Raw genomic sequence first — 24,734 nt, forward strand, 5'->3', positions numbered from 1 at the left:
AATGTGCCGTATTCCGGAAAATCCACTACAATAACAGGTTCCTTTTTCTTTTTGATCGATCATGCGACGGTTTACCAAAACGGGGTCATCCAGGCTCAGTGCCGACAGTCAGCGTCTGGTTTCGCTTGCGCTGGAGATGTTTTATGCATCCAGTTCACTGGAGAGCGAATTTTGCCGTAAGAAGCTTGAAGGACTGGTCTCGAAGCTGTTACATGCCAGAAAACAGTCTGTCCTGAACGATGCTATCGAATATCTGTTCGGAACGGATATGGAAGCATATAACTGTTTGCTGGAAGTGGCTGAAGCCTTGAGCGAGTCGGGAACTGTCGAGTTGGATGGACGGCAGTATCAGATATTGCTGGTCGCCATTCCTGTTCTGGCATGGACGCGTTTTTCGATTGCGTCGGGTCCGTTGCCGCAGGATGTAATCGATGCGGTCTCAGACCGTTTTTCACGCCTGATTCTGGCCAATGGTGTACGTTTCGCGATGGCGCCGGGTCTTTATGCCGTGGATCAGTTGCCGTATTCGCATATCGATGTGATGGCGGTGACGCAAGGGCTGGTCGAAGCGATCGTGCAGGGGGCGCATTTCGAGTTGTCCTCACGTCAGGAAACGGTACCGTTTCTGGCTGACGGACGTTATTTGCTGGCGGGTGTCATGGCCGAGGCTGGCCAACCGCTTTTCCGCTGGCAGGCCTGTTCCGATCCGGCTGGTTTCGAGACGGTCAAAGAGGAATGCCTGAAGCTTTGGCAGCATGAAGTCACGCCGATTATGGCTGATGTGTTGCCTGGTTGCAATCTTGAACTGCTGTTGCCTGGTGGTTTTTTCAATACATGTCGCAAGGCGGATCAGGGAATCCGTCCTTCGACGATCAAGGCCGCAGTGCATTATCTGGTACATGCGCTGGATATCCAGCCGGATAGTCTGTGTGCCGTGATCGGCGGGTTCGGGAAGGATCTCGATGGAGTACAGGTCGAGGAATACCGTATCAGTTTCTATCTCAAGGATGACCCGCGGATCATTTACGGCATTGTCTGGCCGGTATATGGAACGGAAGAAGTCGAGGGTGTGAATTTTCCGGCGCAGCTGGAAGGGCATGCATCGGCGTCTTCACGCCGTGGCGGAAAGCAGTTGTTGCAGATTTTCCAGCTGTTGCGCGAAATGGGGATTTCTTTCGAGAAAACGGCCGTCGAGCGTTTCGCCATGGAGTTTTGCGAGGATTGCGGCGCGCCGCTTTTCGCCGATACGAATGGTGAACTGGTGCATGCGGAAATGCCGGAAGACGCGAAAAAGGAAACGCGCCTGCACTGAATGACGGATGAGCCGGGTGTTGTGCGGCGTTTTTCCGGTTGCGGATATGCCGTCGTGCGGCTTTTTGTCCGGCGGTTCATGCCCGCCATACGCCTGAACGTCCCCCGCTTTTTTCAAGGAGTCTGATGTCGGTCATGACCATGCCACGGTCGATGGCTTTCAGCATATCGTAAATGGTCAGGAGGCCGGTCTGGACAGCAGTGAGCGCTTCCATTTCAACGCCGGTTTTGCCGACGGTCTCCGTCCGGACATGGCAGGAAATGCCGTCGTCATGCAATGAAAAATCGACAGTGATGCGGGTCAGGGCGATCGGGTGGCATAGCGGAACCAGATCGGATGTCCGTTTTGCGCCCATGATGGCAGCGATACGGGCGATGCCCAGTACGTCGCCTTTGCCTGCCGTACCATCCCTGACGACGGCCAGTGTTTCGGGATGCATGCGGATGTATCCGCTGGCAATGGCGACACGGTGTGTGTCTGCCTTGTCTCCGACATCGACCATGTGTGCCTGGCCGGAAGTGTCGAAGTGGGTCAGTGAGCGGTTACTGTTTTCGGCAGGTTTGTTTTGTGACATAAAGAATGCGGCAGCAGATGGGGACAGTATGAAATGATGGCAAACTGTCTGTATGATATGGTTTTGATCGTATTTCCGATTTTATAACAAGATAACTGCATGAACCGATATTTCAGAACGCTTGCTGCATCGTTGCTGGCTGTTTGTTGTCTTCAGTCTCCGGTCGCGCTGGCCGAATCGGAAATTCCGAGCCTGGGCGATACGGCGCGAAGCGAGTTGAGTCCGGTGGCGGAGTATCAGCTTGGCAAGGAAATCATGGCGCAGGTCAGGCGTGATCCGGCTTATGTCAACGATCCGGTTCTGACGGAGTATCTGAGCAATTTGGGTAACAGGCTGGTGTCTGCCGATCCGCAGACACGGGGTGAGCTGGTCAATGATTTCACGTTTTTTGCCGTTCGTGATCCAACATTGAATGCATTTGCCTTTCCGGGCGGATTCATCGGGGTGCATACGGGATTGTTGCTCGCGGCGCAGAGTGAATCGGAACTGGCCTCAGTACTTTCCCACGAAATCGGACATGTCTCTCAGCGTCATATCGCACGTATGTTGACCCAGCGGAATCAGGATATCCTGATTCCGATCGCGACGACCGCGCTGGCGATTCTGGCGGCGCAGGCCGGTGGCGATGCGCTTGGCGCGGTCATGGTGGGGGGGCAGGGCTATGCCATCCAGAGACAGATCAATTTCACGCGGGATGCCGAAAAGGAAGCGGATCGTGTCGGTTTCACGATTCTCAAAGGTGCCGGTTTCGATACGAACGGCATGACGTCGTTTTTCGAACGGTTGCAGGTGGCGACCCGTACTTACAACGATGCACCGTCTCCCTATTTGCGGACACACCCGCTGACTTCCGAACGTATCGCCGATATCGAGGCCAGGGTCCGCCGTGAGCCGTACCGGCAGCATGCGGACGATCTGGATTTTTATCTGATACGTGCCAAGGCGAGGTTGCTCCAGGATGACAGCACACAGGGTATCATCAACGCCGAGGCGGTCTTTAACGAACAGGTCAAAAGCGGAAGCAAACTGTATATGGCGGCAGGCAATTATGGACTGGCGCTGGCGGCATTGATGCAAAAAAATCCTGAAAAGGCAAGGCAGCATTTGCAGGAAGTGAGAAAAGTGGTGGGGGAAAAGGCGGCCACGCAGAGCCTTGCGTTGAACAGTCTAGCCATCGAAACCAAGCTGGCGGCAGGTCAGGCGACCGAGGCCGTTCGCGATGCCCGTGAAGCCGTTTCCCGTTTTCCATCGTCCAGGGCACTGGCGTATCAGTATGCCAATGCGATGTTCGTTGCACGCCAATATAACGACGTGGTGCGTTACCTGAGAAAGCAGGTACAGATGTACAAGGAAGATGCGACCCTGCGGCGTCAGCTGGCCAAGGTGTATGACGCGCAGGGGAAGAAGGCGTTGATGCATATCGCGATGGCGGAATCGTACAGTCTGGATGGCGCCTATTCGGCAGCGCTGGAACAGCTCGAACTGGCGAGAAAGTGCAAGGATGTCACGTTTTACGATCAGTCTGTGATCGATGCGTATGAACGGGAGTGGAAAGCCATCGTCAAGGAAGAGATGAAAAAACGTTGAAAGGTCTTGCAGGTATGCGAAAAAACAGCCGGAATATCCGGCTGTTTTTTTGTATATGTCTGTCGCTGCACCAGGTTATACGTGTTGGGTGGCGCGGTCGTTGGCGTGCTTTCGCCCGGAGTGGGTACGCTGCGTTTTGCGGTGGATCGGCACGGCCGGTTGTCCGAAATGACGCTGTCCGGCTTTGGCGGCGTGTTTTCTGTCTGCGGGTTTCCAGCCGGGTTTGCGTCGTGAAGGTGACGGTTTTGGCAGGATGGCCGGTTCGAAGCCGGCGATGACATTGACCGGAATGGCTTGTTTGATGAAGCGTTCTATACGGCGGATATGGATACGGTCTTCAGGACAAACCAGCGAGATGGCCAGTCCGCGACGTCCGGCACGACCGGTGCGTCCGATCCGGTGGACGTAGTCTTCCGCGAATTTCGGCAAGTCGTAATTGAAAACATGCGTGATGGTCGGGATATCGATGCCGCGTGCGGCAACGTCGGTGGCGACCAGAATCCGGATTTTTCCGGTGCGCAGGCGTTCCAGCGTGCGGTTGCGCATGCGTTGCGGCATGTCGCCATGCAGGGCGGCTGCCGGAAAACCGGCGATGGCGAGTCGGTCGGCGACCTGATCGGCTTCGCGCTTGGTCGCGGTGAAGACAAGTGCCTGTTTGAGCGAGCGGTCTTTCAGCCAGTGGTCGAGCAGGCGGTTTTTGTGATCGGTATTGTCCACGAAGTGGAGCATTTGGTCGATGTGCTCGTGGCGAGTGGATGACGAGGCGATGTGTACCTGTTCGGCATCGTGTGTGATGCGTTGCGCCATGTCGCCGACGATCCCGTCCAGCGTCGCTGAAAACAGCAGGGTCTGGCGGGTCTCTGGTGTGGCGTCGATGATGGCTTCGATATCTTCGACAAAGCCCATGTCGAGCATGCGGTCGGCTTCGTCGAGTACCAGGATTTCGAGATGTTCCAGCACGATTTTTCCGGATTGCATGTAGTCGATCAGGCGTCCCGGTGTTGCCACCAGAATGTCCGGCTGACGGCCCAGAAGCTGCATTTGTCTGTAATAGGGCATGCCACCGAGAATGGCGACGGTGCGGATATGTTTGAGGTATGCGCAGTATTGCTCTGTCGATGAGACGATTTGCTGTGCCAGTTCACGTGTTGGCGTGAGAACCAGCATTTTGGGGCTGGCTGCCAGCTGGCGGACGGTACCGTTTTTTGCGCCGCGTGGTGTCTGGCGTGCTGTCTTGCGGTTTTTTTCCGTTCCGGACGAGGCGAAGCGATGCAGTGCCGGCAACATGAAAGCGGCGGTTTTGCCGGAGCCGGTTTGTGAGGATACCAGCAAGTCTTTGCCTTGCATGGCAGACGGGATGGCACGTGTCTGTACCGTAGTCGGCGCATCGTAATGGATGTCGGACAGCGCCTTGAGGATCGATGGATGCAATCCCAGTGTTTCAAATGTCATTTGTTCTCTCAGATGTAAAACGGTGGTTTCCCTTGCGGGAATGTGAAGCAACAGCAATGCACGGCTTACGCGGCAAGATAGCGTGAAGAGACTACCGGCACAAAAGCTTTGCGCCGGAACAGTGTCGGAAACACAAAAGGCGGAAGGGCTTTATGAAGCGTATGAACAGATCATGCAACAGGCGGGCAATGCCATTAACGTTATCGGGCGGGTATTGCCCGCCCGATAGGTGAATTATACCAGATATCCGACTTGTCGTGCCGGATATCCGGATTTATTGTGCCAGACGGCACTTATGCGTTGTCTTTCTGGGCAATGACACCGTCGGTGTTCAGACCCATGACGTGCGAGAAACCGCCGTCGACATAAGTGATTTCACCGGTGATGCCGGATGCCAGATCGGAAAGCAGGAAGGCGGCGGCATTGCCGATTTCCTCGATCGTGACATTGCGGCGCAACGGTGCGTTTTTCGCGACGAAATTGAGCAGGATGTTGAAATCGCGGATACCGCTGGCGGCGATCGTCTTGACCGGGCCTGCCGAGATGGCATTGACGCGGACACCATGTTTGCCGAGGGATTCTGCCATGTAGCGTACGCTGGCTTCCAGCGATGCCTTGGCCAGTCCCATGGTGTTGTAATAGGGGATGGCGCGGCTGGAACCCAGATAGGTCAGCGCCAGTGCGGCGGAACCCGGACCCATCAGATGACGTGCTGCCTTGACCAGTGCAGGATAGCTGTACGCGGAGATGTCGTGTGCGATACGGAAGTTGTCACGGCTCAATCCATCGAAAAAATCACCGGCGATCGCTTCACGGGGGGCAAAACCGATGGAATGGACGAGGCCGTCAAGACGGCCCCAGGATTTTTCGATTTCGGAAAAGACGTTGGTGATGTGTTCATCCTTGCTGACGTCGCATTCATACACCATATCGCTGCCCAGCTCCTTTGCAAAGGCGGTAATGCGATCCTTGAAACGCTCTCCGACATAGGTGAATGCCAGTTCGGCGCCTTCACGCCTGCACGCTTCTGCGATGCCAAGGGCAATGGAACGGTTCGATAACAGACCGGTGATAAGTATTTTTTTACCTTGCAAGAAAGCCATGCATGACTCCAAAACTAAACTTGTGAAATAGATAGCCGTCTGTCGACGGGAAATTTCTGGTAATAAAAATCCGTCAAACGCAATATTTCATTGGCGGTCTGGCGGAATCTGTCTGGCAAGATTGTAGTTCTTCAAACAGATTGCGGCAACTGTTGTGCCTTGATCACTCCATTTTTAACCGTTAAATGTCATTTTCAGGCTTTTTTGCGGTTTTTCGCGGCCTTTCCGGCTGCAGGCGCTTTCCGCGCGGAAACCTGTTTTTTGACTGGAGAAGCCGCCTGCTTGCGCGAGGGTGCCGCTTTGGCGGCAGACCGGCTGTTTCCGGATTTGACCAGCCCTTTTCTTGCGGTTTTGTCCTTGCGTGCATCCATGACCACTTTGACGCGGGAAGCTCTCGCATTACGCAACGGTCTGACTTCGGCGGCACGGATGACACGGCCTTCCTGACGGGAAGCGGCCCTGCCATATGGTACGTGTACCTTCAGGATCGTGCCCTTGCCGACGGTATCGCCGCTGATACGGTTCCAGGACTTCAGCTCGGCGACACTGACGCGGTAGCGTTTGGCGATCGAGGCCAGTCTGACCGGTTTTCTGACAGGTACGCGAACCAGACGGGTGGCAGGCAGGTCTCTTTCCCAGGCGAGTTTCGCGTTTTCGACGAGTTCGGGTGCGATGTCCTTGTTATAGCCTGTCGGTTTGGGAACCAGAATGGCGGAGCCGAATTTCAGCACGCTTCTGGGCGGGATATTGTTGGCTTGCCGGATGACGTCGGCCGTCGTGTTGAAGCGGGCGGCAATGTCCTCGATTTTCTCGCGTGTACCCGTGACCTGATAGGCTGTCCATGAAGAAAGCGGATGATGCCAGCGTGCAAGATTTTTCTGGAATTTTTCGACGTTTTCTTTCGGCAGCAGGATTTTGACTTCGTTGCCCCCTGCGATGACGTATGGCCCGAATTGCGGATTCAGTGCGCGGAAATCGTCAAGAGACATTTCCGCGAGTTTTGCAGCGACTTTCACGTCGATGTCGCGGGTCTTGCCGATGGTGACGAAATAAGGCTGGTTTTCCACCGGTGGCAAGTCCACCCCGTATCTGCCGGGGCTTGCGATCAGGTTCTTGACGGCCTGAAGTTTCGGAACGTAATTGCGGGTTTCAGCCGGCATATAGGCGGCGATGCCGTTGAACGTGATGGGTTTTCCTGCGCGTTCGGCTTTCTTGATGGCTCGCATGACGGAACCTTCGCCCCAGTTGTAGGAAGCCAGCGCCAGCTGCCAGTCGCCGAACATGTTGTAAAGCCGTTGCAGATAGGTGAGTGCAGCGTCTGTCGAGGAAATGATGTCGCGTCTTTCGTCACGGAAAGCGTTTTGCGCCAGATCGTAGTGACGACCCGTGCTCGGAATGAATTGCCACAGGCCCTCGGCCTTGGCGATCGAGCGGGCATAGGGGTTGTAGGCTGATTCGATGAACGGCAACAGTGCCAGTTCCGTCGGCATGTTGCGTTTTTCCAGTTCCTGAACGATATGGAACAGATACTTGGAACCGCGTTGGGTAGTGCGTTCGAAATATTCCGGCCGTCTGGAAAAATAGTTTTCGTGATTTTTGACCAGCGGGTTGTCCAGATCGGCAATGGCAAAGCCGGAACGGATACGTCCCCAGATATCGACTTCGTTGATGGCAAGGATTTCCGTGAGCGGATCGTCTTCTTCCAGTAACAGGTCGTCGGCGATGTCGAGATCGGAGGCGGAGTGGAAGGCAGCAAGTTGTGCATCCTTGCTGTATTTCGGAAGGGAAATGTCGCTGGCGGTAACCAGTGCAGGTGCTGTCGTGATGAAGCAGCCCGCTATGGCGAGTACCAGAAACTTGATGCGGTTTTTATACGTCATTTTAGTCAAGTCGGTTCGTTATTCTGAAATACAGCATCCGGTCATTGTCCATGGCGTGAAACGGGGAAATACCGTCATGGACAGTGCACTTTCGCCGGGCCCGTCACGGTTTGCCGCGCCCGAACGTCAAGGTTTTCACGCCTGCAGGGCTTCCCAGCAGACAAACATCGGCGCCGCGCCGTGCGAAAAGACCGACGGTGACGACTCCGGGGTAATGGTTGATTTCCGCTTCCAGCGCTTCCGGATCGGCGATTTGCAGACCCGAGACATCCAGTATGTAATTGCCGTTGTCCGTGACGAAAGGAGCATCGTTTTTCATGCGCAGTCTGGCGCTGCCGCCCAGCGCATCGAGCTTGCGGGCGATCAGGCGATGGGCCATCGGGATGACTTCGACGGGGAGCGGAAAACGGCCAAGCATGGCGACCTGTTTGGATTCGTCTGCGATGCAGATGAAACGGTCTGCTGCCGAGGCGATGATTTTTTCACGTGTCAGCGCACCGCCGCCACCCTTGATCATGGCACCGGAATCCGAAATTTCGTCGGCACCGTCGATATAGACCGGAATGGAATCGACCTCGTTGAGATCAAGTACCCGGATACCGTGCGATTCGAGCCGTTCTGCGGTGGCTTTCGATGAAGCGACCGTGGCAGGAATGCGATCCCTGATTTTCGCCAGTTCATCAATAAAAAAATTGGCGGTGGAACCGGTTCCAACGCCAATGATTTTTCCGTCGGGAACGTAGTCGATGGCTGCACGTGCGACGGAAAGTTTCAGTTCATCCTGGGACATGGTTATCGAATAGGGTAATACCGGGTTGCAAAACGGCAAAATACGATATTTTGACCGGTTTTAACGTCAGATCGTGTCAGTTTAGCCTGTAAGGTGTGGATAAGTCAATTTTTATCCGGAGAAAAAACGGCAATCTTGTGTCAGGTCAACGATTTTTCCGGGTATGGCCGATAACGGGTCAGGGGACGAAACGGTTGACAGGTTCAGTGAGGTTTGGCGTTTTTTTCCTGCTCGTTTTCTTCTTCATGATCCAGCGTTTCGTACAGGGCGATTTGCAGCCTTGAATGGATGCGGACGAACCAGCGGCGCAGGACGAATACGATGGCGATGATGCAGAAAATGACCAGTATCAGCGACTCCCTTTTCGGCAGGATACTGGCGCTTAAAGCCGAAAGGAAAAGCATCGTGCCGGTCAGAAACAGCAGGGGAAGGATTTCGCTGATGATACGGCGTACCGGCTGGGTGTGACGGCCCGTGACGCTTTCGCGGACACTCATTTCCGCCAGCATCATCGACAGCGCCTTGAATTTCCGGAACGCGGCGATCAGAAACGGCAGGGAGACCACCAGCGTCGAACCCCAGATCAGGGACTTGCGCCAGTCAGCGTCATCAATCCATGAAGCGAGAAAGTCATCGCCCAGATTGATGGTCAGATAGGCGCTGCACAGGAAAATGGCGATGACGACAGCCATATTGATGCCGATCTGGATCAGGATACGTTTTACCATGTTCCAGATCACTGCACTGTTGCCATGCGGATGCAGATTGTTCAGCCATTCGCCGTACAGTGAGACAATGCGCGAAAGAGGGCGAGGCGTGAGTCTTGCCACCCGTTTCGCCAGCGGGTCGGCGGCGCGGATGAGATAGGGGGTCGTCAGCGTGGTGATGGCCGATACGGCGACGGCGATCGGATAAAGGAAATCGCTGGTGACCTTGTAGGCCATGCCGAGAGAGGCGATGATGAACGAAAATTCACCGATTTGCGACATGCCCATTCCCATGCGCAGCGAAGTGCGTCCGTCGTTGCCGGCGATCATCGCGCCGATGGTACAGCTGACGACTTTGCCGATGATGACCGCACCGGCTATGACGAGAATCGGCGTGGCATACCGGACCATGATGTGTGGATCGAGCAGCAGACCGACAGCGACGAAAAAGATAGCGGAAAACATATCGCGCACCGGAGCGATCAATTGTTCGATCCGATGCAACTCGCGGGCTTCGGCCATGATGGCACCGATCACGAAAGCGCCCAGCACCATGCTGTATTCGAGCTTGACAACGAGCAGGCAAAAGCCGAAACACAGACCCAGAACCGTCACCAGCAGCATTTCATCGCTTCTGAACTGGCTGATGTAAGACAGGATACGCGGAACGAGCAGAATGCCGACCAGCATGGCGACGACCATGAAAAGCGTCAGTTTGGAGATGGTCAGTGCCACGTCACTGCCGCTGACACTGCCGGAAATCGCGACACCGGAAAGCAGGGCGATCAGGCCGATACCGAGGATGTCTTCCACGATCAGGACACCGAAAATCAGCTGGGCGAAACGCTCGTTTTTCATCTTCAGGTCGTTTAGCGCCTTGACGATGATCGTCGTGGAGGAAATGGCAAGGATGGCGCCGAGGAACAGCGCGTCGAGATTGTTGTTCCAGCCGAGCCACAGGCCGATCTGGTAGCCTATCCAGATCATGACCACGATTTCCAGTACGGCTGCGATCAGGGCCGTTGCACCGACACGCAGCAACCTTCGGAACGAAAATTCGAGCCCCAGCGAAAACATGAGGAAAATGACGCCCAGCTCGGCCAGTACCTTGATGGTATGTTCGTCATTGATCAGTGAAAACGGAGGGGTATGCGGGCCGACCAGTACGCCGGCGGCGATGTAACCCAGCACGACAGGCTGTTTCAGACGGTGGAAAATGACGGTGACGACCGCAGCCACGATCATGATGACGGCCAGATCCTGAATGAATGTGATGACGCTGTCGTGCATAATCCAACCCGCTTACGGATAAAAAGAAAGCCGGCACTGGCATACCGGATCGAAAATGGCCGGCCGGCAATTTGCCGCCGATCGGCCGCAACGTGACAGAAAAGATGAAAAGCCCGTATCCACGGGCTTTTCGCAAGCGCGGTTATTGGGCGGCGATGATACGGGCACGCTTGCCGTAGAGCACCATGACTTTCTGGCCGACCACAAAAGCCGGGGACGGTCCCTGAACCAGCGTGAGGGTTTCACCGTTGTCGGTCTTGACGACGTATTCGATACCGGTCTGGTTCGTGACGCCTTTTTCGATGGCGGAGCCTGCCAGCGCGCCGATCACTGCGCCGCCGATGGCACCAAGCGCATGCATGCGATCATTGCCGCCGATGGCCGAACCCGCCACACCGCCGGCTACCGCACCGGTCAGCCCACCGATTTTCTGGGTGCCCTCGACATTGACCGGACGTGCACTGATGACGACACCGGGCACGCTGCGGGTGACGTCGCCGACGGCATCGACGGAATAGGTGTCCGGGCTGATATTGGTGGTACAGGCAGCCATCATCAGCGCCATTGCCAGAATGACGCCACATTGCAGTTTCTTCATTATCATCCTTTCAGGCTGTATGAAATTCAGTGTTGGATCAAGATGTTTCGCCGAACGGAATACCGATCATAAAAACAGGTTATTTGCTAATGATACTGTAAAAAGTGCATGAAAGCATTTGCGTGACCGCATCGGCAAAACGATTGGACGACGAAAATATCCGGCAATTTGCCGTGTCGGGTCAATTATCACGGGAAAATTATTTTAGTATAATAAAAACAGCGTGTTACTGTAATTCCCCCGACAGGAACACCTTTGTCCATTTTTGCGAAGAGCCAGTCCATGTCCGTACCTGTTCAAGACAACCCGGAAAAAGCCAAAGGATCGCAAACCGATCCGGCCGTTGCCGCCTCCGTCTCGGAGAATCCGATCGTCAACGCCAACCCGATCATCAATGCAGGGCCGATCATCAATGCCGGCAATACTGCCGGATCGGGGCCCATTATCAGCGGCGGCCCGATCGTGCAGCCTGACGAAGAGTTTCAGGAATACATGTCGGCAGGATGTACCGCCGTCGTGCCGCCCGGTGCACGCAAGATTTACCTGATCATGGTGACCGTGACCATGCTTGTCGGGGCCGGAATCGTGTACGGCCTTTTCAAACTGCTCGATCTGTAAGAGATTTTCATGCCGTGCAATCCGGCATGGCGCCTTTTCGGCTTGCGTTTTTCGCAGCGCGAGCCGGTCTGTTTCCGATTTCGTCCGCTTCTTGAATTCCGTGGCTGGTTGCCTTGCACATTCCGGCCGGTTATGGCCTGCCCTGAAGAGGACAGCATCTCATGTCATGCCGTATGGCATCTGTACGACAAGTGTTTTGACAGTACGGCATACAAGCCGTAATCTTGCAATACAGCAACATTTTTTGTCTGTACCAGCAGCCGTACCGTACCATGCCAGACCAGCCTCACCGGAGGGAACATGCCAAAACAACAAGGGAAACTCGATACCGTCATGCTGGTGATCGAACTGTTGCGCCGTATTCCGCGCAACCGGAAAGTAACGGCATCCGAATTGCATCAGGAACTCAGGGATGCCGGATGGGAACGGGACTTGCGCACCGTGCAACGGCAACTTGACGCGATAAGCGACGGTTTCAGCCAGTATATCGAGCGGGACGACCGCAGCAGACCCTACGGCTATTCATGGAAACCCGAGGCATCCGGACTGTCACTGTCGGCATTGAAACCGGATGAATCGTTGATGCTGCTGCTGGCGGAACAGCATTTGCGCTATCTCTTGCCGGCCAATATCGTGAAATCCCTGGACAGTTTTTTCAAAACGGCACGTTCGCAGCTTTCACCGTTCGGACAGGATACGCAAAAACAGAAAGAATGGCTCGACAAGGTGCTGGTCATCAGCGATTCACAGCCGCTCATTCCTCCGAAGATCGACAGTGACGTCATGGAAGCGGTCAGCACGGCATTGTATGAAAACCGCTGGCTGTCGGTGACCTACCGCAATGCAAGCGGTTATGAACGGCAGGACGACGTCATGCCGCTGGGACTGGCACAGCAGGGACAACGCCTGTATCTGGTATGCCGTTTCAAACGATACGACAACGAGCGGATTCTGGCGTTGCACCGTATCCGGTCGGCGACAGTGACGGCGTTCACCTTCACACGTCCCGCCGACTTCGATTTGGCGAAATACAACGAGGAAGGCCATTTCGGCGTCGGTGACGGTGTCCGTATCCGGTTGTGCTTTCATATGACGAAAGCCTGCGCTTACTACATTCTGGAATCCCCCCTGTCGGATGACCAGACCTGTGAGGAACACGAAACGCATTACGTCTTTACCGCCACCGTCGTCGATTCCGGCAGGCTGCAACGCTGGCTCAACAGCTTCGGCGGGGATGTCTGGAACGTGACGAAAGAACCGGTCGGAAAAACGCCGGAACCGGCAGCGCGGTAGGGCGCGGCCGTGCGGGCGTTCTGACGGGGAAATGGATGCAGAATGCCGTTCTGAAGCGGTAGGGCTTCAGGACGGGAGATCGTCACCTGAAACGGTTTCAGGAACCGGATGATGTATCAAATACATCCCTGACGCCCAGGTCGTCATACCATTTTCTGTAAATTCCGATCATACGATTCAGTGCCGCCTCCGCGAATGCTTTGGCCTTGTCATTTGCCGCATTTCCGCTGTTTTTCGGTGAGGTCCGGAAATCGTTTTTTTCGCAAGTAAAACCGGCTTTCAATGTTTTCAATTCATCCGGCGACTTCTTCGTGTAACAAAAGGCATTGGACCAGTATTCGTCGGATAGGGAAGATGGCGATTTATCGTTTTTGCTGCGGTTTTCCGAAAAAGAGAGTGCAGTCTGATTGCCGATACTTTGTTGCAGGCATTTGCACAGATAGTAAGCCTTGATGAAGTCTGATTTCGAGGAACCGGTGCCATCGAAAAAATTGCTGGGCACGATATGATCATAATCCCATGGACGGTTATGGTTTTCCCACAGGGAACGTTGTGATGGATCGTAACCGACAGCCAGTTCGGCAAGATAGTCGCGCTGGACATAAACCAGAAGCTCGGTTTTTTGGGACAGTATGGAAACGATATCGCGGTACGATTGCGCCTTTTCATCGGTCAGGAGAGAAGCAGGATTGTATGCGAGGAGGGGCGATTTTCCTTCAGAGGCTTCCCTGAAGCGGGCATTCAGTCCCTTGCCAAGTGCATCCAGCAAGGCATCGGGGGGAGCAAGGAAAGCCATCAGGTTATTGTCGGTACCGGGTTGCGGCAGCTTGAATGCATCGATTTCGACGGGCGTGTTATCGTTCTGTTTTCTCCGGATTTCCTTGATCAGGTCGTTGGCCAGATCGGACTTTTTGTTTTTGTAACCGAACCAGTGTATGACGGTAGAGATGGCAAGAATGCGTTTCTTTTCACTGGCATCCAGTTCGCCGTAATTGAACGCTTCAGCCAGCAACATCCACCATAAATAAACATCGGGACTGCTCCATGCAATACTGCTGCGCAAATAGGGATGCAGGGTATATGGTTCTTTTTTGCCGTTGTGCCGGTATACAAGTTGGTTTTCGATCCATTCGATTGCTTTGAAAAGGCAATCATTGGAATCATTGGAAGCGTCATTCTTATTGAAATATGCCCTGATGACATTCTGTTCCTTGATGACATTCTGTTCCTTGTCATTGCCTTTAAACCATGAACGAATGGTTTCTGTCTCGATATGGGTGAACGGTGGTTTTTCCTTATAGGGCAGTATTTCTCTGTCCGGGTTGTTTGCCGGTTTGACCGTCAGCAGTGCCGCCCTGACACCAAGCCGGACCAGTCTGGCTTCTCCGGTAGGCAAACCCTTTTGTTTTTCCTCGATGTGATTGATCGTTTTTTCCACAGCAGGGAAATAAGCCTTTATCAACGAGTATTGCAATTCTTCCTGACTGATGGGCGATCCCTGATTGTTGATACGCTCGAAAATCAGGGCTGCATTGTCCACATTGCTGTTTTCGTTATTTTCATCGTAAAAACCGGTTGAACAATTGATGGCGGGAATGATTATATGCGGCAGTGGCGAGAGCCATTTTATGATCTTCTCCTGGTGATCTTCGAGCCATTTGCTTAATGTCACGGATGAATCCTTATCTGCCGTTCCGGCAATTTTATTGCGGCAAGTCAGCCAGTCGTCTATGAAAGCGATCCATGGATTTTCGAGCAGGTTTTTCCAGTCGATGGAGATGCCATTCGTACTGTTTTTCGCATATTTCATCAACAATCCCATGGGAATGGGCTGGACGGCTTGTTGCGGCACACTGGCATGGACATGGTACGTCTTGTTACCGGAACCTTCATTTGAAGATGAAACGACCTCGTCGTAGGTCTTCCTGAAATTTTCGATATCGTGATAAGGAAGCCGAGAGGCATTGTCATCGACAGAATACCCCCATGGATGGGCTGTCGTCGTCAGCCGGAACAGGTATTTGCGGCTGGTTCTGGAGGGTCTGTTCGGATGGTCATCATCGAATGGCATCAAATCGAGCCATAACATACTTTTTGCCGCCTTGTTTTTTCCCGCCGTGTCCTCAGTCGGGGGAAAGGTATATTTCCCCTTGCCGTTTTTTTCCGGTTGTTCAGGCAAATAAAAACCCCATGCAATGGCATTGCTGCGCTGCTGTCCATCCAGAATATGGTATGACGCTTCGGGCGCTGAACCGGTTACCGGAGAAGGGCGTGTATCCTGTCCCGTAATTTTTTTTGCCAGAAGCAGTGAACCGACCGGAAACGAGCGAAGCAAAGAGTCCCAGAACAGTTCGATCTGACGGGCGCGCCAGACAGCGCCGCGCTGCAAGGTGGGCAAACCGGCATGAATGCCGGTTTGCCCCTTCAGGCTTTCCGGCCTGAAGGACGCTTTCTGTTCCGACAGTGTTTTATCCGTAATTTGCCAGGATGCGATATCCCATAAGGTCAGAGCGAAGATGTGCTGGTCGGCAGTATTGCCTGAATACGGTTCGTTGCAAGATATATCTTTTGGCATGTGATTACCTCGAGGGACAGTCTGGTTGGCAAGGCATTTGCCCGTCATGCGACTTTTCGACAGAGATCAGTGTAATACAGTCTGATACAACGGGGTATAGGTTCGACAGTCGATGCCCGGCAGGTTATGCACGGAAAAGGATGTCTGACAAAAGTGTGTTTTGCAGATGCGCTATGGTAACGGGAACGGGGGCAGACGGTTTTCCGGAAAAGTACGACAATTTGCCGCGTGACGTGTCATATACGGTATTTCAGGCAACAAAAAAGCCGCGCCAACTCGGGTTTGACACGGCTTGTCTGTTCGTTCCGTTTCCATCACTGGATGGCGGAGATGAAGGGATTCGAACCCTTGATACGAGTTTTGGCCCGTATGCTCCCTTAGCAGGGGAGTGCCTTCGACCTCTCGGCCACATCTCCGTTCTGCCTGTTTTTTCAAAAGCAGTGGAATGCATGATAATAGCGGGTTGCCGGCTTGCGGTCAATAATAAATGGCGGCTGTTGTGTGGCTTTTTTCGTTGTGCAGGCCGGTGCAGGGGTGAGGTGTGGTTTTTCGGGTGTTCGGTCAGGCTTGCGGCCCGCTGTTTTCCCGTCCGGGTTTGTATTGTTTGTCGCTGATGCGGAATTTGCGGCGGCGGTCGCCCATCAGCGTGCGCAGTTGCTGGATGCTCATGTTGCTGACTTCTTGCATGCGGATGAGCAGGGATGCGCCGACGGGCAGGCGGCCGTGGCGGATTTTGCTGATGACCGGGGGCGCGACTTCGAGGGCGCGCGAGAGGGCGGCGTCGTTTTTGAGGTTGAGGGTGTTGATGAGGCTGCTCAATAGGTTGTTCGGGTCGTATGTGCCGGGTTTGTCGGTGTGGGTTTCGTAGCGTTTCCGGTAGCTTCTGGTCTGGTCGTCTTTCATGGTGACTCCTGGGTTGGTCGGTTGGTTTTATGTATTGTCGACGTTCAGGAAGATGTTATTTTGACAATAGTCAGAGGATGGGTCCGCCATTGGGAAATGTGGCGGGTGTACGGGTGTGTATCGGAAGGTGGCGCAGGTGTTGCAAGGTGTCGGGGTGAGGGGTGGTTGTGGAGTGTTGTTTCGGTACCGCAAGGAAAGCACACAAGAGGTGCTTTTCAATATATGATTGACCGGAATGGATGACGGGTGTCTGTCGGCGGTTATGCTGTGGTTGGCATAGTGTCGTGTGCCGCTGGATGGGGTGCTGGTTCGTCTGTAATGAATGCACTCTTGCGGATATTACAAGTGTATTGTAGTGTTTCGCAAGTGTTTTGTAAAGTGTTTTGTTTTCCGTTTTGCAGGCGGTTTTCCGGTAAAGGGGATACCGTGTTCTGTTTTGAGTGTTTTGTCGTTTTTGTTCGCAAGAGATAAGTGTCTTGATGAAGATTTTGTTTACTGCCGCTGAGATAGCGCGGATGCGTTTGCCGGGTTTGCCGACGACGAAGTCGAGTATTTTGTCGCGGGCTGCACGGGAGGGTTGGCGTTATGAGGAACAGTATGGTATCGGCGGTATCAGGCGGGTGTTCGAGATTCCGGATCGTTATCTGGTAGCTGCGCATGGTGCGATGGCGGGCAGGATGGTGAGCCAGAATACGGGGCGCTATCTGGTTCGGCATGATGATGCCGGCAAGGATGCGGCTGCGCTCGATGCCGGAATGCTGGCGGAGGCGGCGCAGATTCTGGAGAAGTGGGATCTGGATGAGGGTGTCGGTTTGTCTGCCGATGTGAAGGGACGTCTGATTGCGTTGTGTTACAAGATGCTGGCCGATGGGGCCGTTTCGGGGGATTTGTCTGCGTTGCTGGCGGCGGTGACGCGGGTGGTCAGGGACGGTTCGAACGTTTGAATCGGTTGTCGTGCCGGTTGTGTCCGTGCCTCCGACCTGTCTGGCAGGTCGGGGGCTTTTTTGTGTGCCGCAGGCGTCAGTCTTTTTGTTCGATGAGTTCGATTTTGTAGCCGTCGGGGTCTTCGATGAAGGCGATGACGGTGGTGCCGCCTTTGACGGGGCCGGGTTCACGGGTGATTTTGCCGCCGGCTTCGCGGATGCGGTTGCAGGTGGCGACGATGTCGTCGGTGGAGAGGGCGATGTGGCCGTAGGCGGTTCCCATGTCGTACTGTGAAACGCCGTAGTTGTAGGTGAGTTCGAGTTCGGCCTGTTCGGGGTTGGCGGCGTAGCCGAGGTAGGCCAGGGTGTATTTGTATTCGGTGTTGTCGCTGGTGCGGATGAGTTTCATTCCCATGACGCGGGTGTAGAAGTCGATGGAGCGGTTGAGGTCTCCGACTCTGAGCATGGTGTGCAGAAATCGCATGGTGTCTCCTGTGTTGTCGTAATGGCGGTTATTGTAAATCGAAGTGACCCGGCCGGAAAACGGGGATTGCCGGTTGTGTTCATTCGCCGAAGAGGTTGAACAGTCGGGCGGATTGTTCGCGCAGGCGCTGGCGTGCCTGTTCCGGGGTCGGGTACCATTGCCGGACGATGGCCCAGAAGCGGGGGCTGTGGTTCATTTCCGTGAGGTGTGCCAGTTCATGAATGGCGACGTAGTCGATGAGGGTGATGTCGCAGTGGATGAGTCGCCAGTTGAGCCGGATGTGGCGCTTGGCGGAGCAGGAGCCCCAGCGGGTGCGTGCGCCACTGAGGCGGAAGGTGTCGTAGCTGACGTTCATTTGGGCGGCGTAGTGTTCAAGGCGCTGGGCGAGCAGGGTGTGCGCCTGTGTCTTGAGCCATTTTTTCAGGTGTGTGCCGAGTTCGGGCGGTTGTGTGGCTGTTGCGGGTATCCGGATGCAGAGGCGGTCTGTTTCGGCATGGATGGTGATGCGCCGTGTGGCGGCGGTTTCGATGACGATGGTGATGTCTTTGCCGAGGTAGGGCAGGGTGCTGCCGTTTTCCCAGTGCGGCGGGATCGGTTTTGTGAGGTTTTGTTGCCGGTACAGGGCGATTTTGTTTTGTATCCAGCGGCGTTTGCGCTGGATGGCGTCTTCGATGATGGCGATGGTGCAGCGTGTCGGTGCGGTGACGGTCAGGCCGGTTTCGTCGATGACGAAGCCGATGGTGCGCCGTGCGGAGCGGCGCAGGCGGTAGGTGAGCGGGGTGCCGTCAAGTGTGATGGTGCGCAGGATGCTGTTGTCGCCTGTTGCGGGTTTTTTGGGGGTGCTGCGCCGTGTGCGGGGTTTGCCGGTAAACAGGCGTGCGAGTGTGTCGAACAGGTCGCCCTGGATGGTGTGTGGTTCTCTGGCTGGCATGGCGTATTCAGCGGTAATGGTGGGGTGAGATGTTGCGCATTTCGGTTTCGATCCAGTTTTCGACTTGTCGAATGAGTTCGCCGGGGGTGCGGTTGTCCGGTGCGATGGCTGTTCCGATGGAGAGGGTGATCTGGCCGGGTTTTTTGATGAAGGTGTTTTTGGGCCAGTATTCGCCGGCGTTGTGGGCGACGGGGACGATGTGTGCACCGGTTTTGACGGCAAGAAGGGTGCCGCCTTGCTGGTAGGTGCCTTTTTTGCCGGGGGCGATGCGGGTGCCTTCCGGGAAGATGATGATGCACAGTCCTTGTTTCAGTCGCCTGTTGCCGAGGGCGACGAGTTGCCGGAATGCGCGGGTTTTGTTGCTGCGGTCGATGGGGATCATGCGCAGGAGTCCGAGTGTCCAGCCGAAGAAGGGGATGAAAAGCAGCTCTTTTTTGAGGACGAAGGCGACGGGGCGCTTGAGGTGGGCGAGCATGAAGATGGTTTCCCATGCGGACTGGTGTTTGGCCAGAATGATGACGCGTCCGTCGGGGATGTTTTCAAGGCCTTTGATGCGGTAGCGGATGTGGCAGACGGTTTCGAGCAGCCAGATGGTGACGATGTTCCAGCGCGAGATGAGGTAGTAGCGACCGGGATAGGGCAGCCAGCACAGTATGAGACACAAACAGGCCCACAGGAGGGTGAACAGGCTCCAGATGGCGATGAAGGTAAGGGAGCGCAGCAGTTGTTCGGTGTGGCCTGATGCCGGTTTGCCGGGGATGTCGGGTAAAGCGGCAAGGGGAGCTGGGCTTTGTTCCGTCATGTGGCGTGCGGGCGGGTTATGGGGTTTCGGTGTTTTTGTCCCGGCTGGCGCTGTTTTTCTGATCGGCTTCGAGCAGGTGGTCGGCTACGGCCGAAAGGTCGTCGAAGATGATGGTTTTGGGGGGCAGGCCGCCATTTTCAAGGGTTTTTTTGCCTTTGCCGCTTAATACGAGTATGGGGGTACATCCGGCCAGAAACGCGGCCTGCAAATCGCGCAGGGAGTCGCCGACGGATGGGACGTCTTCCAGCGGGGTGTCGAAGCGTTCGGAAATGGTGCTGAACATGCCTTGCCGGGGTTTGCGGCAGTCGCAATTGTCGCTGGCGGTGTGCGGGCAGAAGAAGATGGCTTCGATCTGGCCGCCGGCGGCCTTGACGGCGTTTTGCATTTTCTGGTGAATGGCGTTCAGGGTCATGATGTCGAAGTAGCCACGCCCCAGTCCCGACTGGTTGGTCGCGACGACGATGGTATACCCGGCCTTGGTGAGCCGGGCGATGGCGTCGAGCGAGCCGGGCAGGGGTATCCATTCGTCCGGTGTCTTGATGAAGGCATCGGAGTCTTCGTTGATGACGCCATCGCGGTCCAGGATGATGAGTTTCATGGTCTGTTTTCCGTGTCAGCCTGCCAGTTTGGAGATGTCGGCGACCTGGTTCATCATGGCGTGCAGTTCTTTCAGCAGGGCGATGCGGTTGTTGCGCAGCCGTGTATCTTCGGCCATGACCATGACGTTGGTGAAGAAGGCGTCGACGTCGTCGTGCAGTTTCGCCAGCGTTTTGAGGGTGCCGGTATAGTCGCCGGATGCGAATTGCCGGTCTGCTTCCGGACGGATGGCGCTCATATCCTCATAGAGTTTCTTTTCGCTGTCTTCGACAAGGATGTCGGTATGGACATTGCCGGCATTGATGTCGGATTTCTTGAGGATATTGGTGATGCGTTTGTTGGCGGCTGCCAGCGAGGCGGATTCGGCCATGGCGGCGAAAGTCCGGACGGCTTCGAGTTTGTCGATGAGGTTGTCGAAGCGGTCGGGGTTTTGTGCCAGTACGGCCTCGATTTCTGCCGGGGAGTAACCACGGTCGCGCAACAGGCCTCTGAGACGGTCCATGACGAAGGCGAGGACGCCTTTTGTCGGATCGGTCAGGGTGGCGTTGGTCGAGAGGATGCCGACGGCTTCGGCGAGCATGGCGCGCAGGGAGAGCGGCAGTTTTTTCTCGATCAGGATGCGCAGGATGCCCAGTGCGTGACGGCGCAGCGCGAAGGGGTCCCTGTCGCCGGTTGGTTGCAGGCCGATGCCCCAGATGCCGGCGAGGGTTTCGAGTTTGTCGGCCAGCGCGACGGCGGTTCCGGTCGGGGTGACGGGCAATGCGTCGCCCGCGAAGCGGGGCTGGTAGTGTTCGGTGCATGCCATGGCGACTTCTTCGGGTTCGCCGTCATGACGGGCGTAGTAGGTACCCATGATGCCTTGCAGTTCAGGGAATTCGCCGACCATTTCGGTGAGCAGGTCGGCTTTGACAAGGCGTGCGGCACGGTCGACCAGTGCGGTGTCGATGCCCATCTTGCCGGCGATGAAGACGGCGAGCAGGCGTACCCGCGCCATACGTTGCGCCAGTGTGCCGAGTTTGTTGTGATAGACGACGTTGGCCAGTCCGGGCAGGCGGTCTTCCAGCCGTTTTTTCTTGTCCTGTTCGAAGAAGAAGCGCGCGTCGGAAAGGCGTGGCCGGATGACGCGTTCGTTGCCGCTGATGATGCGTTGCGGGGTGTTGGTTTCCACGTTGGAGACGATGAGGAAACGGGAACGCAGTTTTCCTTCGAGATCGGTCAGGGCAAAATATTTCTGGTTGGTCTGCATGGTCAGGATCAGGCATTCCTGCGGGACTTCCAGGAAGGATTCCTCGAAGTGGCATTCATAGACGATCGGCCATTCGACCAGTGCGGTGACTTCGTCAAGGAGGGATTCCGGCATGAGAACGCGGTCGCCCTTGGCTTTTTCGTTGAGCATGGCGCGGATGCGTTCTTTTCGTGCATCGAATCCCGGAATGACTTTGCCACGGGTTTCGAGTGTCACGGCATAATAGTCGGCCGCCAGGATGCCGATTTCGCCTTGCGAGAGGAAACGGTGGCCGTGTGTGGTACGGCCGGCGGAGAGGCCCAGCAATGCGATCGGGATGACGTTTTCGCCGTGCATGGCGACGATTTCATGAACCGGGCGGACGAATTCGACGGTTTCGCCGTCCGGACGCTGGTAGGTCATCATCTTGGGGACGGGCAGGTCGTGCGCGGCTTTTTCGACGGCCTTTTGCAGCGCGCGGGCAAGCGGGATGCCGCTGGCGGTGAAGTTGTAGAACAGGCAGTCGTTTTTGCCGTCTCTGGCGACTTCCAGTGTGGAGATGTCGATGTCGGCGATGTTCATGGCCGCCAGTTTTTTCTTCAGCGGTGCGGTGGGGTTGCCATCGGCATCGAAGGCGACGGTGACCGGCAGGACTTTCTGGCGGATCGGCTTGTCCGGCGAGACGTCACGGACCTGTGTGATGGTCACGGCCAGGCGGCGCGGGGTGGCATAAACGGTTTTTTTCGATTCGGCGGTGAGGAAGTCGTCCTGTCGGAGGCTTGTTTCGATGGTGCCTGCGAAGGATTCGGCCAGCCTGGTCAGCGCCTTGGGTGGCAGTTCTTCGGTCAGCAGTTCGACAAGCAGTGTCTGGTTCATGGTTAGCCTTTTTACGTTCTTTGCCGGCGGGTATGTTCCGGCATATCTGTCAGTTCAATGTTGCCTTCCGGGTGTCATGCGATTTTGCGCGTATCGCCGCACATCGGGAATCCCAGTGCCTCGCGTGAGTCGTAGTAGGCCTGTGCGACGAGCCTGGAAAGGGTGCGGATGCGTCCGATGTAGGCGGCGCGTTCCGTGACCGAGAGTGCACCCCGTGCGTCAAGCAGGTTGAAGGTGTGCGCGGCCTTGAGGATCATTTCGTAGGCCGGCAGGGTGAGTTTTTCACCGATCAGGCGTTTGGCTTCGGATTCGAAGCTGGAGAACAGGGAAAACAGAAGCGGTGCGTTGGCCTGTTCGAAGTTGTAGGCGGACTGTTCGACTTCGTTCTGGTGATAGACGTCGCCGTATGTCAGGTATTTCTTGACGCCGCGATCGGTCCATTGGGTCCAGATGAGGTCATAGACGTTTTCCACGCCTTGCAGATACATGGCAAGACGTTCCAGCCCGTAGGTGATTTCGCCCAGAATCGGTTTGCAGTCGATGCCGCCGACTTGCTGGAAGTAGGTGAACTGGGTGACTTCCATGCCGTTGAGCCAGACTTCCCAGCCCAGTCCCCATGCGCCCAGTGTCGGGTTTTCCCAGTCGTCTTCCACGAAACGGACGTCGTTTTGTTTCAGGTCAAGTCCGAGTGCGGCAAGTGATCCCAGATAAAGGTCGAGGATGTCTTCCGGTGCCGGTTTCAGGACGACCTGGAACTGGTAGTAGTGTTGCATGCGGTTCGGGTTTTCGCCATAGCGGCCGTCTTTGGGGCGGCGCGACGGCTGTACGTAGGCGGCTCGCCAGGGTTCGGGGCCGATGGCGCGCAGGAAGGTGGCGGTGTGCGAGGTGCCCGCCCCGACTTCCATGTCGTAGGACTGGAGCAGGGCGCATCCCTGTTGGCTCCAGTATTGTTGAAGGGTGAAGATTATTTGCTGAAAAGTGATCATGTCTGTTTCCCTTGCCCCGTTTTCCTGTTGTTGTGGGGGTTTTTGTGCATAAGGGGAAATTCTAGCGGTTTTATGCGTGAAGGGGAATGTTTGGGGATAGGGGGAACCCGGGGTGTTGTGCCGTGTGACGGCGCGGCATGAGTTGTTCGAGTGAGGGAAAGCGGCTTGCGCCGGAGATGTCGGGTTTTCTACGGCGCAAGCGGGATGGTTTTACTGGCTTTCCTTGTGGTAACGGGTGATGCGCTCGACTTCGTTTCTGGAGCCCATGAAGACGGGGACGCGCTGGTGCAACCGTTCCGGAATGACGTCGAGCATCGGGATGAGGCCGTTGGTGGCAGCACCTCCCGCCTGTTCGACGATCATGGCCATGGGGTTGGCTTCGTACAGGAGACGGATACGGCCGCCGGCTTCGATGTTGCGTTCGTCTGCCGGGTACATGAAGATGCCGCCGCGCGTGAGGATGCGGTGCATGTCGGTGACCATGGATGCGACCCAGCGCATGTTGAAGTCGCGTCCGAGCGGCCCTTCTTTGCCAGCCTGCATTTCTTCGAAGTAGCGTTTGACCGGCGGGAACCAGCGCCGTTGGTTGGATGCGTTGATGGCGTATTCGCTGGTGTTTTCCGGAATGCGCATGTTGGGGTGCGTCAGTACCCAGGAACCCATTTCACGGTCAAGGGTGAAGCCGTTGGTACCGCGTCCGGTGGTCAGTACCAGCAGGGTTTGCGGGCCGTAGAGGGCGTATCCGGCCGCGATTTGCTGGCGTCCGGGCTGGAGAAAATCGGCTTCGGTGGCGTCGGTTCGGCCATCCGGCAGGGACAGTACGGAGAAGATGGTGCCGATGGAGACGTTGACGTCGATGTTGCTGGAGCCGTCGAGCGGGTCGAAAAGCAGCAGGTATTTGCCGTGCGGATAGGTCTTGGAGATGGGGTGGATGGTTTCCATTTCTTCGGATGCCACCGCGGCGAGATAGCCGCCCCATTCGTTGGATTCCAGCAGGATTTCGTTGGAGAGGACGTCGAGTTTTTTCTGGACTTCGCCCTGTACGTTTTGGGTTTCGTTGCTGCCCAGTATGTTGCCGAGGGCGCCTTTGCCTACGGAGTTGCTGATGATCTTGCAGGCGCGGCAGACGACTTCCAGCAATAAACGCAATTCTTCAGGAACGGTGCCGTACCGGCGGTTTTCCTCTATCAGGTGTTGTGTCAGGCTGATGCGTTTTGGTCTCATGATG

21 protein-coding genes and 1 tRNA gene are annotated in these 24,734 nt (G+C 55.6%); 5 read left to right on the forward strand and 17 right to left on the reverse strand.

Annotation, left to right across the window (positions count from 1 at the left end):
• Positions 1-61 precede the first annotated feature (61 nt).
• Positions 62-1,312: a DUF2863 family protein gene (locus NAI64_RS01305; RefSeq protein WP_269297021.1), complete on the forward strand. Its 1,251-nt coding sequence runs from the start codon at positions 62-64 to the stop codon at positions 1,310-1,312.
• A 76-nt stretch (positions 1,313-1,388) separates the two neighbouring features.
• Here NAI64_RS01305 and moaC read toward each other — a convergent pair whose 3' ends face one another.
• Positions 1,389-1,886, reverse strand: coding sequence for a cyclic pyranopterin monophosphate synthase MoaC (gene moaC, locus NAI64_RS01310; RefSeq protein ID WP_269297023.1), 498 nt, complete (start codon positions 1,884-1,886; stop codon positions 1,389-1,391).
• Positions 1,887-1,985: 99 nt separating this feature from the next.
• On the opposite strand from moaC, the gene NAI64_RS01315 reads away from it, so the two are divergent.
• On the forward strand, positions 1,986-3,473 hold the full coding sequence (locus NAI64_RS01315) for a beta-barrel assembly-enhancing protease (RefSeq protein ID WP_269297026.1): 1,488 nt from the start codon (positions 1,986-1,988) through the stop codon (positions 3,471-3,473).
• A 75-nt stretch (positions 3,474-3,548) separates the two neighbouring features.
• On the opposite strand, the gene NAI64_RS01320 is transcribed toward NAI64_RS01315, so the two are convergent.
• From NAI64_RS01320 to NAI64_RS01345, 6 genes are all read right to left on the reverse strand, one after another.
• Positions 3,549-4,925, reverse strand: a complete 1,377-nt coding sequence (locus tag NAI64_RS01320) for a DEAD/DEAH box helicase (protein ID WP_269297029.1) — start codon at positions 4,923-4,925, stop codon at positions 3,549-3,551.
• A 293-nt stretch (positions 4,926-5,218) separates the two neighbouring features.
• On the reverse strand, positions 5,219-6,028 hold the full coding sequence (gene fabI / locus NAI64_RS01325) for an enoyl-ACP reductase FabI (protein ID WP_269297031.1): 810 nt from the start codon (positions 6,026-6,028) through the stop codon (positions 5,219-5,221).
• 194 nt (positions 6,029-6,222) lie between these two features.
• Positions 6,223-7,908: a transglycosylase SLT domain-containing protein gene (locus tag NAI64_RS01330; protein WP_269297976.1), complete on the reverse strand. Its 1,686-nt coding sequence runs from the start codon at positions 7,906-7,908 to the stop codon at positions 6,223-6,225.
• Positions 7,909-8,011: 103 nt separating this feature from the next.
• On the reverse strand, positions 8,012-8,698 hold the full coding sequence (rpiA, locus tag NAI64_RS01335; RefSeq protein ID WP_269297033.1) for a ribose-5-phosphate isomerase RpiA: 687 nt from the start codon (positions 8,696-8,698) through the stop codon (positions 8,012-8,014).
• Positions 8,699-8,901: 203 nt separating this feature from the next.
• Positions 8,902-10,695, reverse strand: coding sequence for a cation:proton antiporter (locus NAI64_RS01340; RefSeq protein WP_269297035.1), 1,794 nt, complete (start codon positions 10,693-10,695; stop codon positions 8,902-8,904).
• Positions 10,696-10,837: 142 nt separating this feature from the next.
• Positions 10,838-11,293 carry an outer membrane lipoprotein gene (locus tag NAI64_RS01345; RefSeq protein WP_269297037.1) on the reverse strand — a complete coding sequence of 152 codons (456 nt, stop codon included), beginning with the start codon at positions 11,291-11,293 and terminating at the stop codon, positions 10,838-10,840.
• Between the two features lie 282 nt (positions 11,294-11,575).
• Here NAI64_RS01345 and NAI64_RS01350 point away from each other — a divergent pair, with 282 nt between their 5' ends.
• Positions 11,576-11,911 carry a hypothetical protein gene (locus NAI64_RS01350; RefSeq protein WP_269297038.1) on the forward strand — a complete coding sequence of 112 codons (336 nt, stop codon included), beginning with the start codon at positions 11,576-11,578 and terminating at the stop codon, positions 11,909-11,911.
• Positions 11,912-12,211: 300 nt separating this feature from the next.
• Positions 12,212-13,204: a helix-turn-helix transcriptional regulator gene (locus NAI64_RS01355; protein WP_269297040.1), complete on the forward strand. Its 993-nt coding sequence runs from the start codon at positions 12,212-12,214 to the stop codon at positions 13,202-13,204.
• A gap of 97 nt (positions 13,205-13,301) precedes the next feature.
• Here NAI64_RS01355 and NAI64_RS01360 read toward each other — a convergent pair whose 3' ends face one another.
• The 3 genes from NAI64_RS01360 to NAI64_RS01370 all read right to left on the reverse strand — a co-directional run bounded on the left by NAI64_RS01360 (position 13,302) and on the right by NAI64_RS01370 (position 16,682).
• A complete protein-coding gene (locus tag NAI64_RS01360) occupies positions 13,302-15,779 on the reverse strand; it encodes a DUF262 domain-containing protein (protein ID WP_269297042.1) in 2,478 nt (825 codons plus the stop codon).
• A 322-nt stretch (positions 15,780-16,101) separates the two neighbouring features.
• A tRNA-Ser gene (locus NAI64_RS01365) sits at positions 16,102-16,195 on the reverse strand.
• A 145-nt stretch (positions 16,196-16,340) separates the two neighbouring features.
• Positions 16,341-16,682: a hypothetical protein gene (locus NAI64_RS01370; protein WP_269297044.1), complete on the reverse strand. Its 342-nt coding sequence runs from the start codon at positions 16,680-16,682 to the stop codon at positions 16,341-16,343.
• Positions 16,683-17,161: 479 nt separating this feature from the next.
• Between NAI64_RS01370 and NAI64_RS01375 the strand changes: the two genes are divergently transcribed.
• Positions 17,162-17,626: a MerR family transcriptional regulator gene (locus NAI64_RS01375; protein ID WP_269297978.1), complete on the forward strand. Its 465-nt coding sequence runs from the start codon at positions 17,162-17,164 to the stop codon at positions 17,624-17,626.
• 76 nt (positions 17,627-17,702) lie between these two features.
• Here the strand turns inward: NAI64_RS01375 and gloA are convergent, their stop codons facing one another.
• The 7 genes from gloA to NAI64_RS01410 form a co-directional block, all read right to left on the reverse strand.
• Positions 17,703-18,089 carry a lactoylglutathione lyase gene (gene gloA, locus NAI64_RS01380; protein ID WP_269297045.1) on the reverse strand — a complete coding sequence of 129 codons (387 nt, stop codon included), beginning with the start codon at positions 18,087-18,089 and terminating at the stop codon, positions 17,703-17,705.
• A 79-nt stretch (positions 18,090-18,168) separates the two neighbouring features.
• Complete coding sequence (locus tag NAI64_RS01385) at positions 18,169-19,020, reverse strand: M48 family metallopeptidase (RefSeq protein WP_269297047.1); 852 nt, start codon at positions 19,018-19,020, stop codon at positions 18,169-18,171.
• Positions 19,021-19,027: 7 nt separating this feature from the next.
• On the reverse strand, positions 19,028-19,822 hold the full coding sequence (locus NAI64_RS01390; protein ID WP_269297048.1) for a lysophospholipid acyltransferase family protein: 795 nt from the start codon (positions 19,820-19,822) through the stop codon (positions 19,028-19,030).
• Between the two features lie 16 nt (positions 19,823-19,838).
• On the reverse strand, positions 19,839-20,420 hold the full coding sequence (gene gmhB / locus NAI64_RS01395; protein ID WP_269297050.1) for a D-glycero-beta-D-manno-heptose 1,7-bisphosphate 7-phosphatase: 582 nt from the start codon (positions 20,418-20,420) through the stop codon (positions 19,839-19,841).
• Between the two features lie 15 nt (positions 20,421-20,435).
• Complete coding sequence (gene glyS / locus NAI64_RS01400; RefSeq protein ID WP_269297052.1) at positions 20,436-22,520, reverse strand: glycine--tRNA ligase subunit beta; 2,085 nt, start codon at positions 22,518-22,520, stop codon at positions 20,436-20,438.
• 74 nt (positions 22,521-22,594) lie between these two features.
• The gene (gene glyQ, locus NAI64_RS01405; RefSeq protein WP_269297054.1) at positions 22,595-23,506 is read right to left on the reverse strand and encodes a glycine--tRNA ligase subunit alpha; all 912 of its coding nucleotides are present in this window, start codon (positions 23,504-23,506) and stop codon (positions 22,595-22,597) included.
• 210 nt (positions 23,507-23,716) lie between these two features.
• Positions 23,717-24,730 (reverse strand): class 1 fructose-bisphosphatase, encoded by a 1,014-nt coding sequence (locus tag NAI64_RS01410; protein ID WP_269297056.1) that lies wholly within the window; start codon positions 24,728-24,730, stop codon positions 23,717-23,719.
• Between the last annotated feature and the right edge of the window lie 4 nt (positions 24,731-24,734).

Origin of the sequence: Oxalobacter paeniformigenes (assembly GCF_027158465.1) — a bacterium.
In the GTDB taxonomy this organism is placed as follows: Bacteria; Pseudomonadota; Gammaproteobacteria; order Burkholderiales; family Burkholderiaceae_D; genus Oxalobacter; species Oxalobacter paeniformigenes.

Bases quoted from the DNA above. Each gene is read 5' to 3' on its own strand.
- glyS (WP_269297052.1), bottom strand. From the start codon at position 22,520: ATGAACCAGACACTGCTTGTCGAACTGCTGACCGAAGAACTGCCACCC.
- fabI (WP_269297031.1), bottom strand. From the start codon at position 6,028: ATGGCTTTCTTGCAAGGTAAAAAAATACTTATCACCGGTCTGTTATCG.
- NAI64_RS01390 (WP_269297048.1), bottom strand. From the start codon at position 19,822: ATGACGGAACAAAGCCCAGCTCCCCTTGCCGCTTTACCCGACATCCCC.
- gloA (WP_269297045.1), bottom strand. From the start codon at position 18,089: ATGCGATTTCTGCACACCATGCTCAGAGTCGGAGACCTCAACCGCTCC.
- moaC (WP_269297023.1), bottom strand. From the start codon at position 1,886: ATGTCACAAAACAAACCTGCCGAAAACAGTAACCGCTCACTGACCCAC.
- NAI64_RS01345 (WP_269297037.1), bottom strand. From the start codon at position 11,293: ATGAAGAAACTGCAATGTGGCGTCATTCTGGCAATGGCGCTGATGATG.
- NAI64_RS01385 (WP_269297047.1), bottom strand. From the start codon at position 19,020: ATGCCAGCCAGAGAACCACACACCATCCAGGGCGACCTGTTCGACACA.
- NAI64_RS01355 (WP_269297040.1), top strand. From the start codon at position 12,212: ATGCCAAAACAACAAGGGAAACTCGATACCGTCATGCTGGTGATCGAA.
- NAI64_RS01305 (WP_269297021.1), top strand. From the start codon at position 62: ATGCGACGGTTTACCAAAACGGGGTCATCCAGGCTCAGTGCCGACAGT.
- NAI64_RS01315 (WP_269297026.1), top strand. From the start codon at position 1,986: ATGAACCGATATTTCAGAACGCTTGCTGCATCGTTGCTGGCTGTTTGT.
- NAI64_RS01320 (WP_269297029.1), bottom strand. From the start codon at position 4,925: ATGACATTTGAAACACTGGGATTGCATCCATCGATCCTCAAGGCGCTG.
- NAI64_RS01330 (WP_269297976.1), bottom strand. From the start codon at position 7,908: ATGACGTATAAAAACCGCATCAAGTTTCTGGTACTCGCCATAGCGGGC.
- NAI64_RS01340 (WP_269297035.1), bottom strand. From the start codon at position 10,695: ATGCACGACAGCGTCATCACATTCATTCAGGATCTGGCCGTCATCATG.
- NAI64_RS01350 (WP_269297038.1), top strand. From the start codon at position 11,576: ATGTCCGTACCTGTTCAAGACAACCCGGAAAAAGCCAAAGGATCGCAA.
- NAI64_RS01360 (WP_269297042.1), bottom strand. From the start codon at position 15,779: ATGCCAAAAGATATATCTTGCAACGAACCGTATTCAGGCAATACTGCC.
- rpiA (WP_269297033.1), bottom strand. From the start codon at position 8,698: ATGTCCCAGGATGAACTGAAACTTTCCGTCGCACGTGCAGCCATCGAC.
- glyQ (WP_269297054.1), bottom strand. From the start codon at position 23,506: ATGATCACTTTTCAGCAAATAATCTTCACCCTTCAACAATACTGGAGC.
- NAI64_RS01370 (WP_269297044.1), bottom strand. From the start codon at position 16,682: ATGAAAGACGACCAGACCAGAAGCTACCGGAAACGCTACGAAACCCAC.
- gmhB (WP_269297050.1), bottom strand. From the start codon at position 20,420: ATGAAACTCATCATCCTGGACCGCGATGGCGTCATCAACGAAGACTCC.
- NAI64_RS01410 (WP_269297056.1), bottom strand. From the start codon at position 24,730: ATGAGACCAAAACGCATCAGCCTGACACAACACCTGATAGAGGAAAAC.
- NAI64_RS01375 (WP_269297978.1), top strand. From the start codon at position 17,162: ATGAAGATTTTGTTTACTGCCGCTGAGATAGCGCGGATGCGTTTGCCG.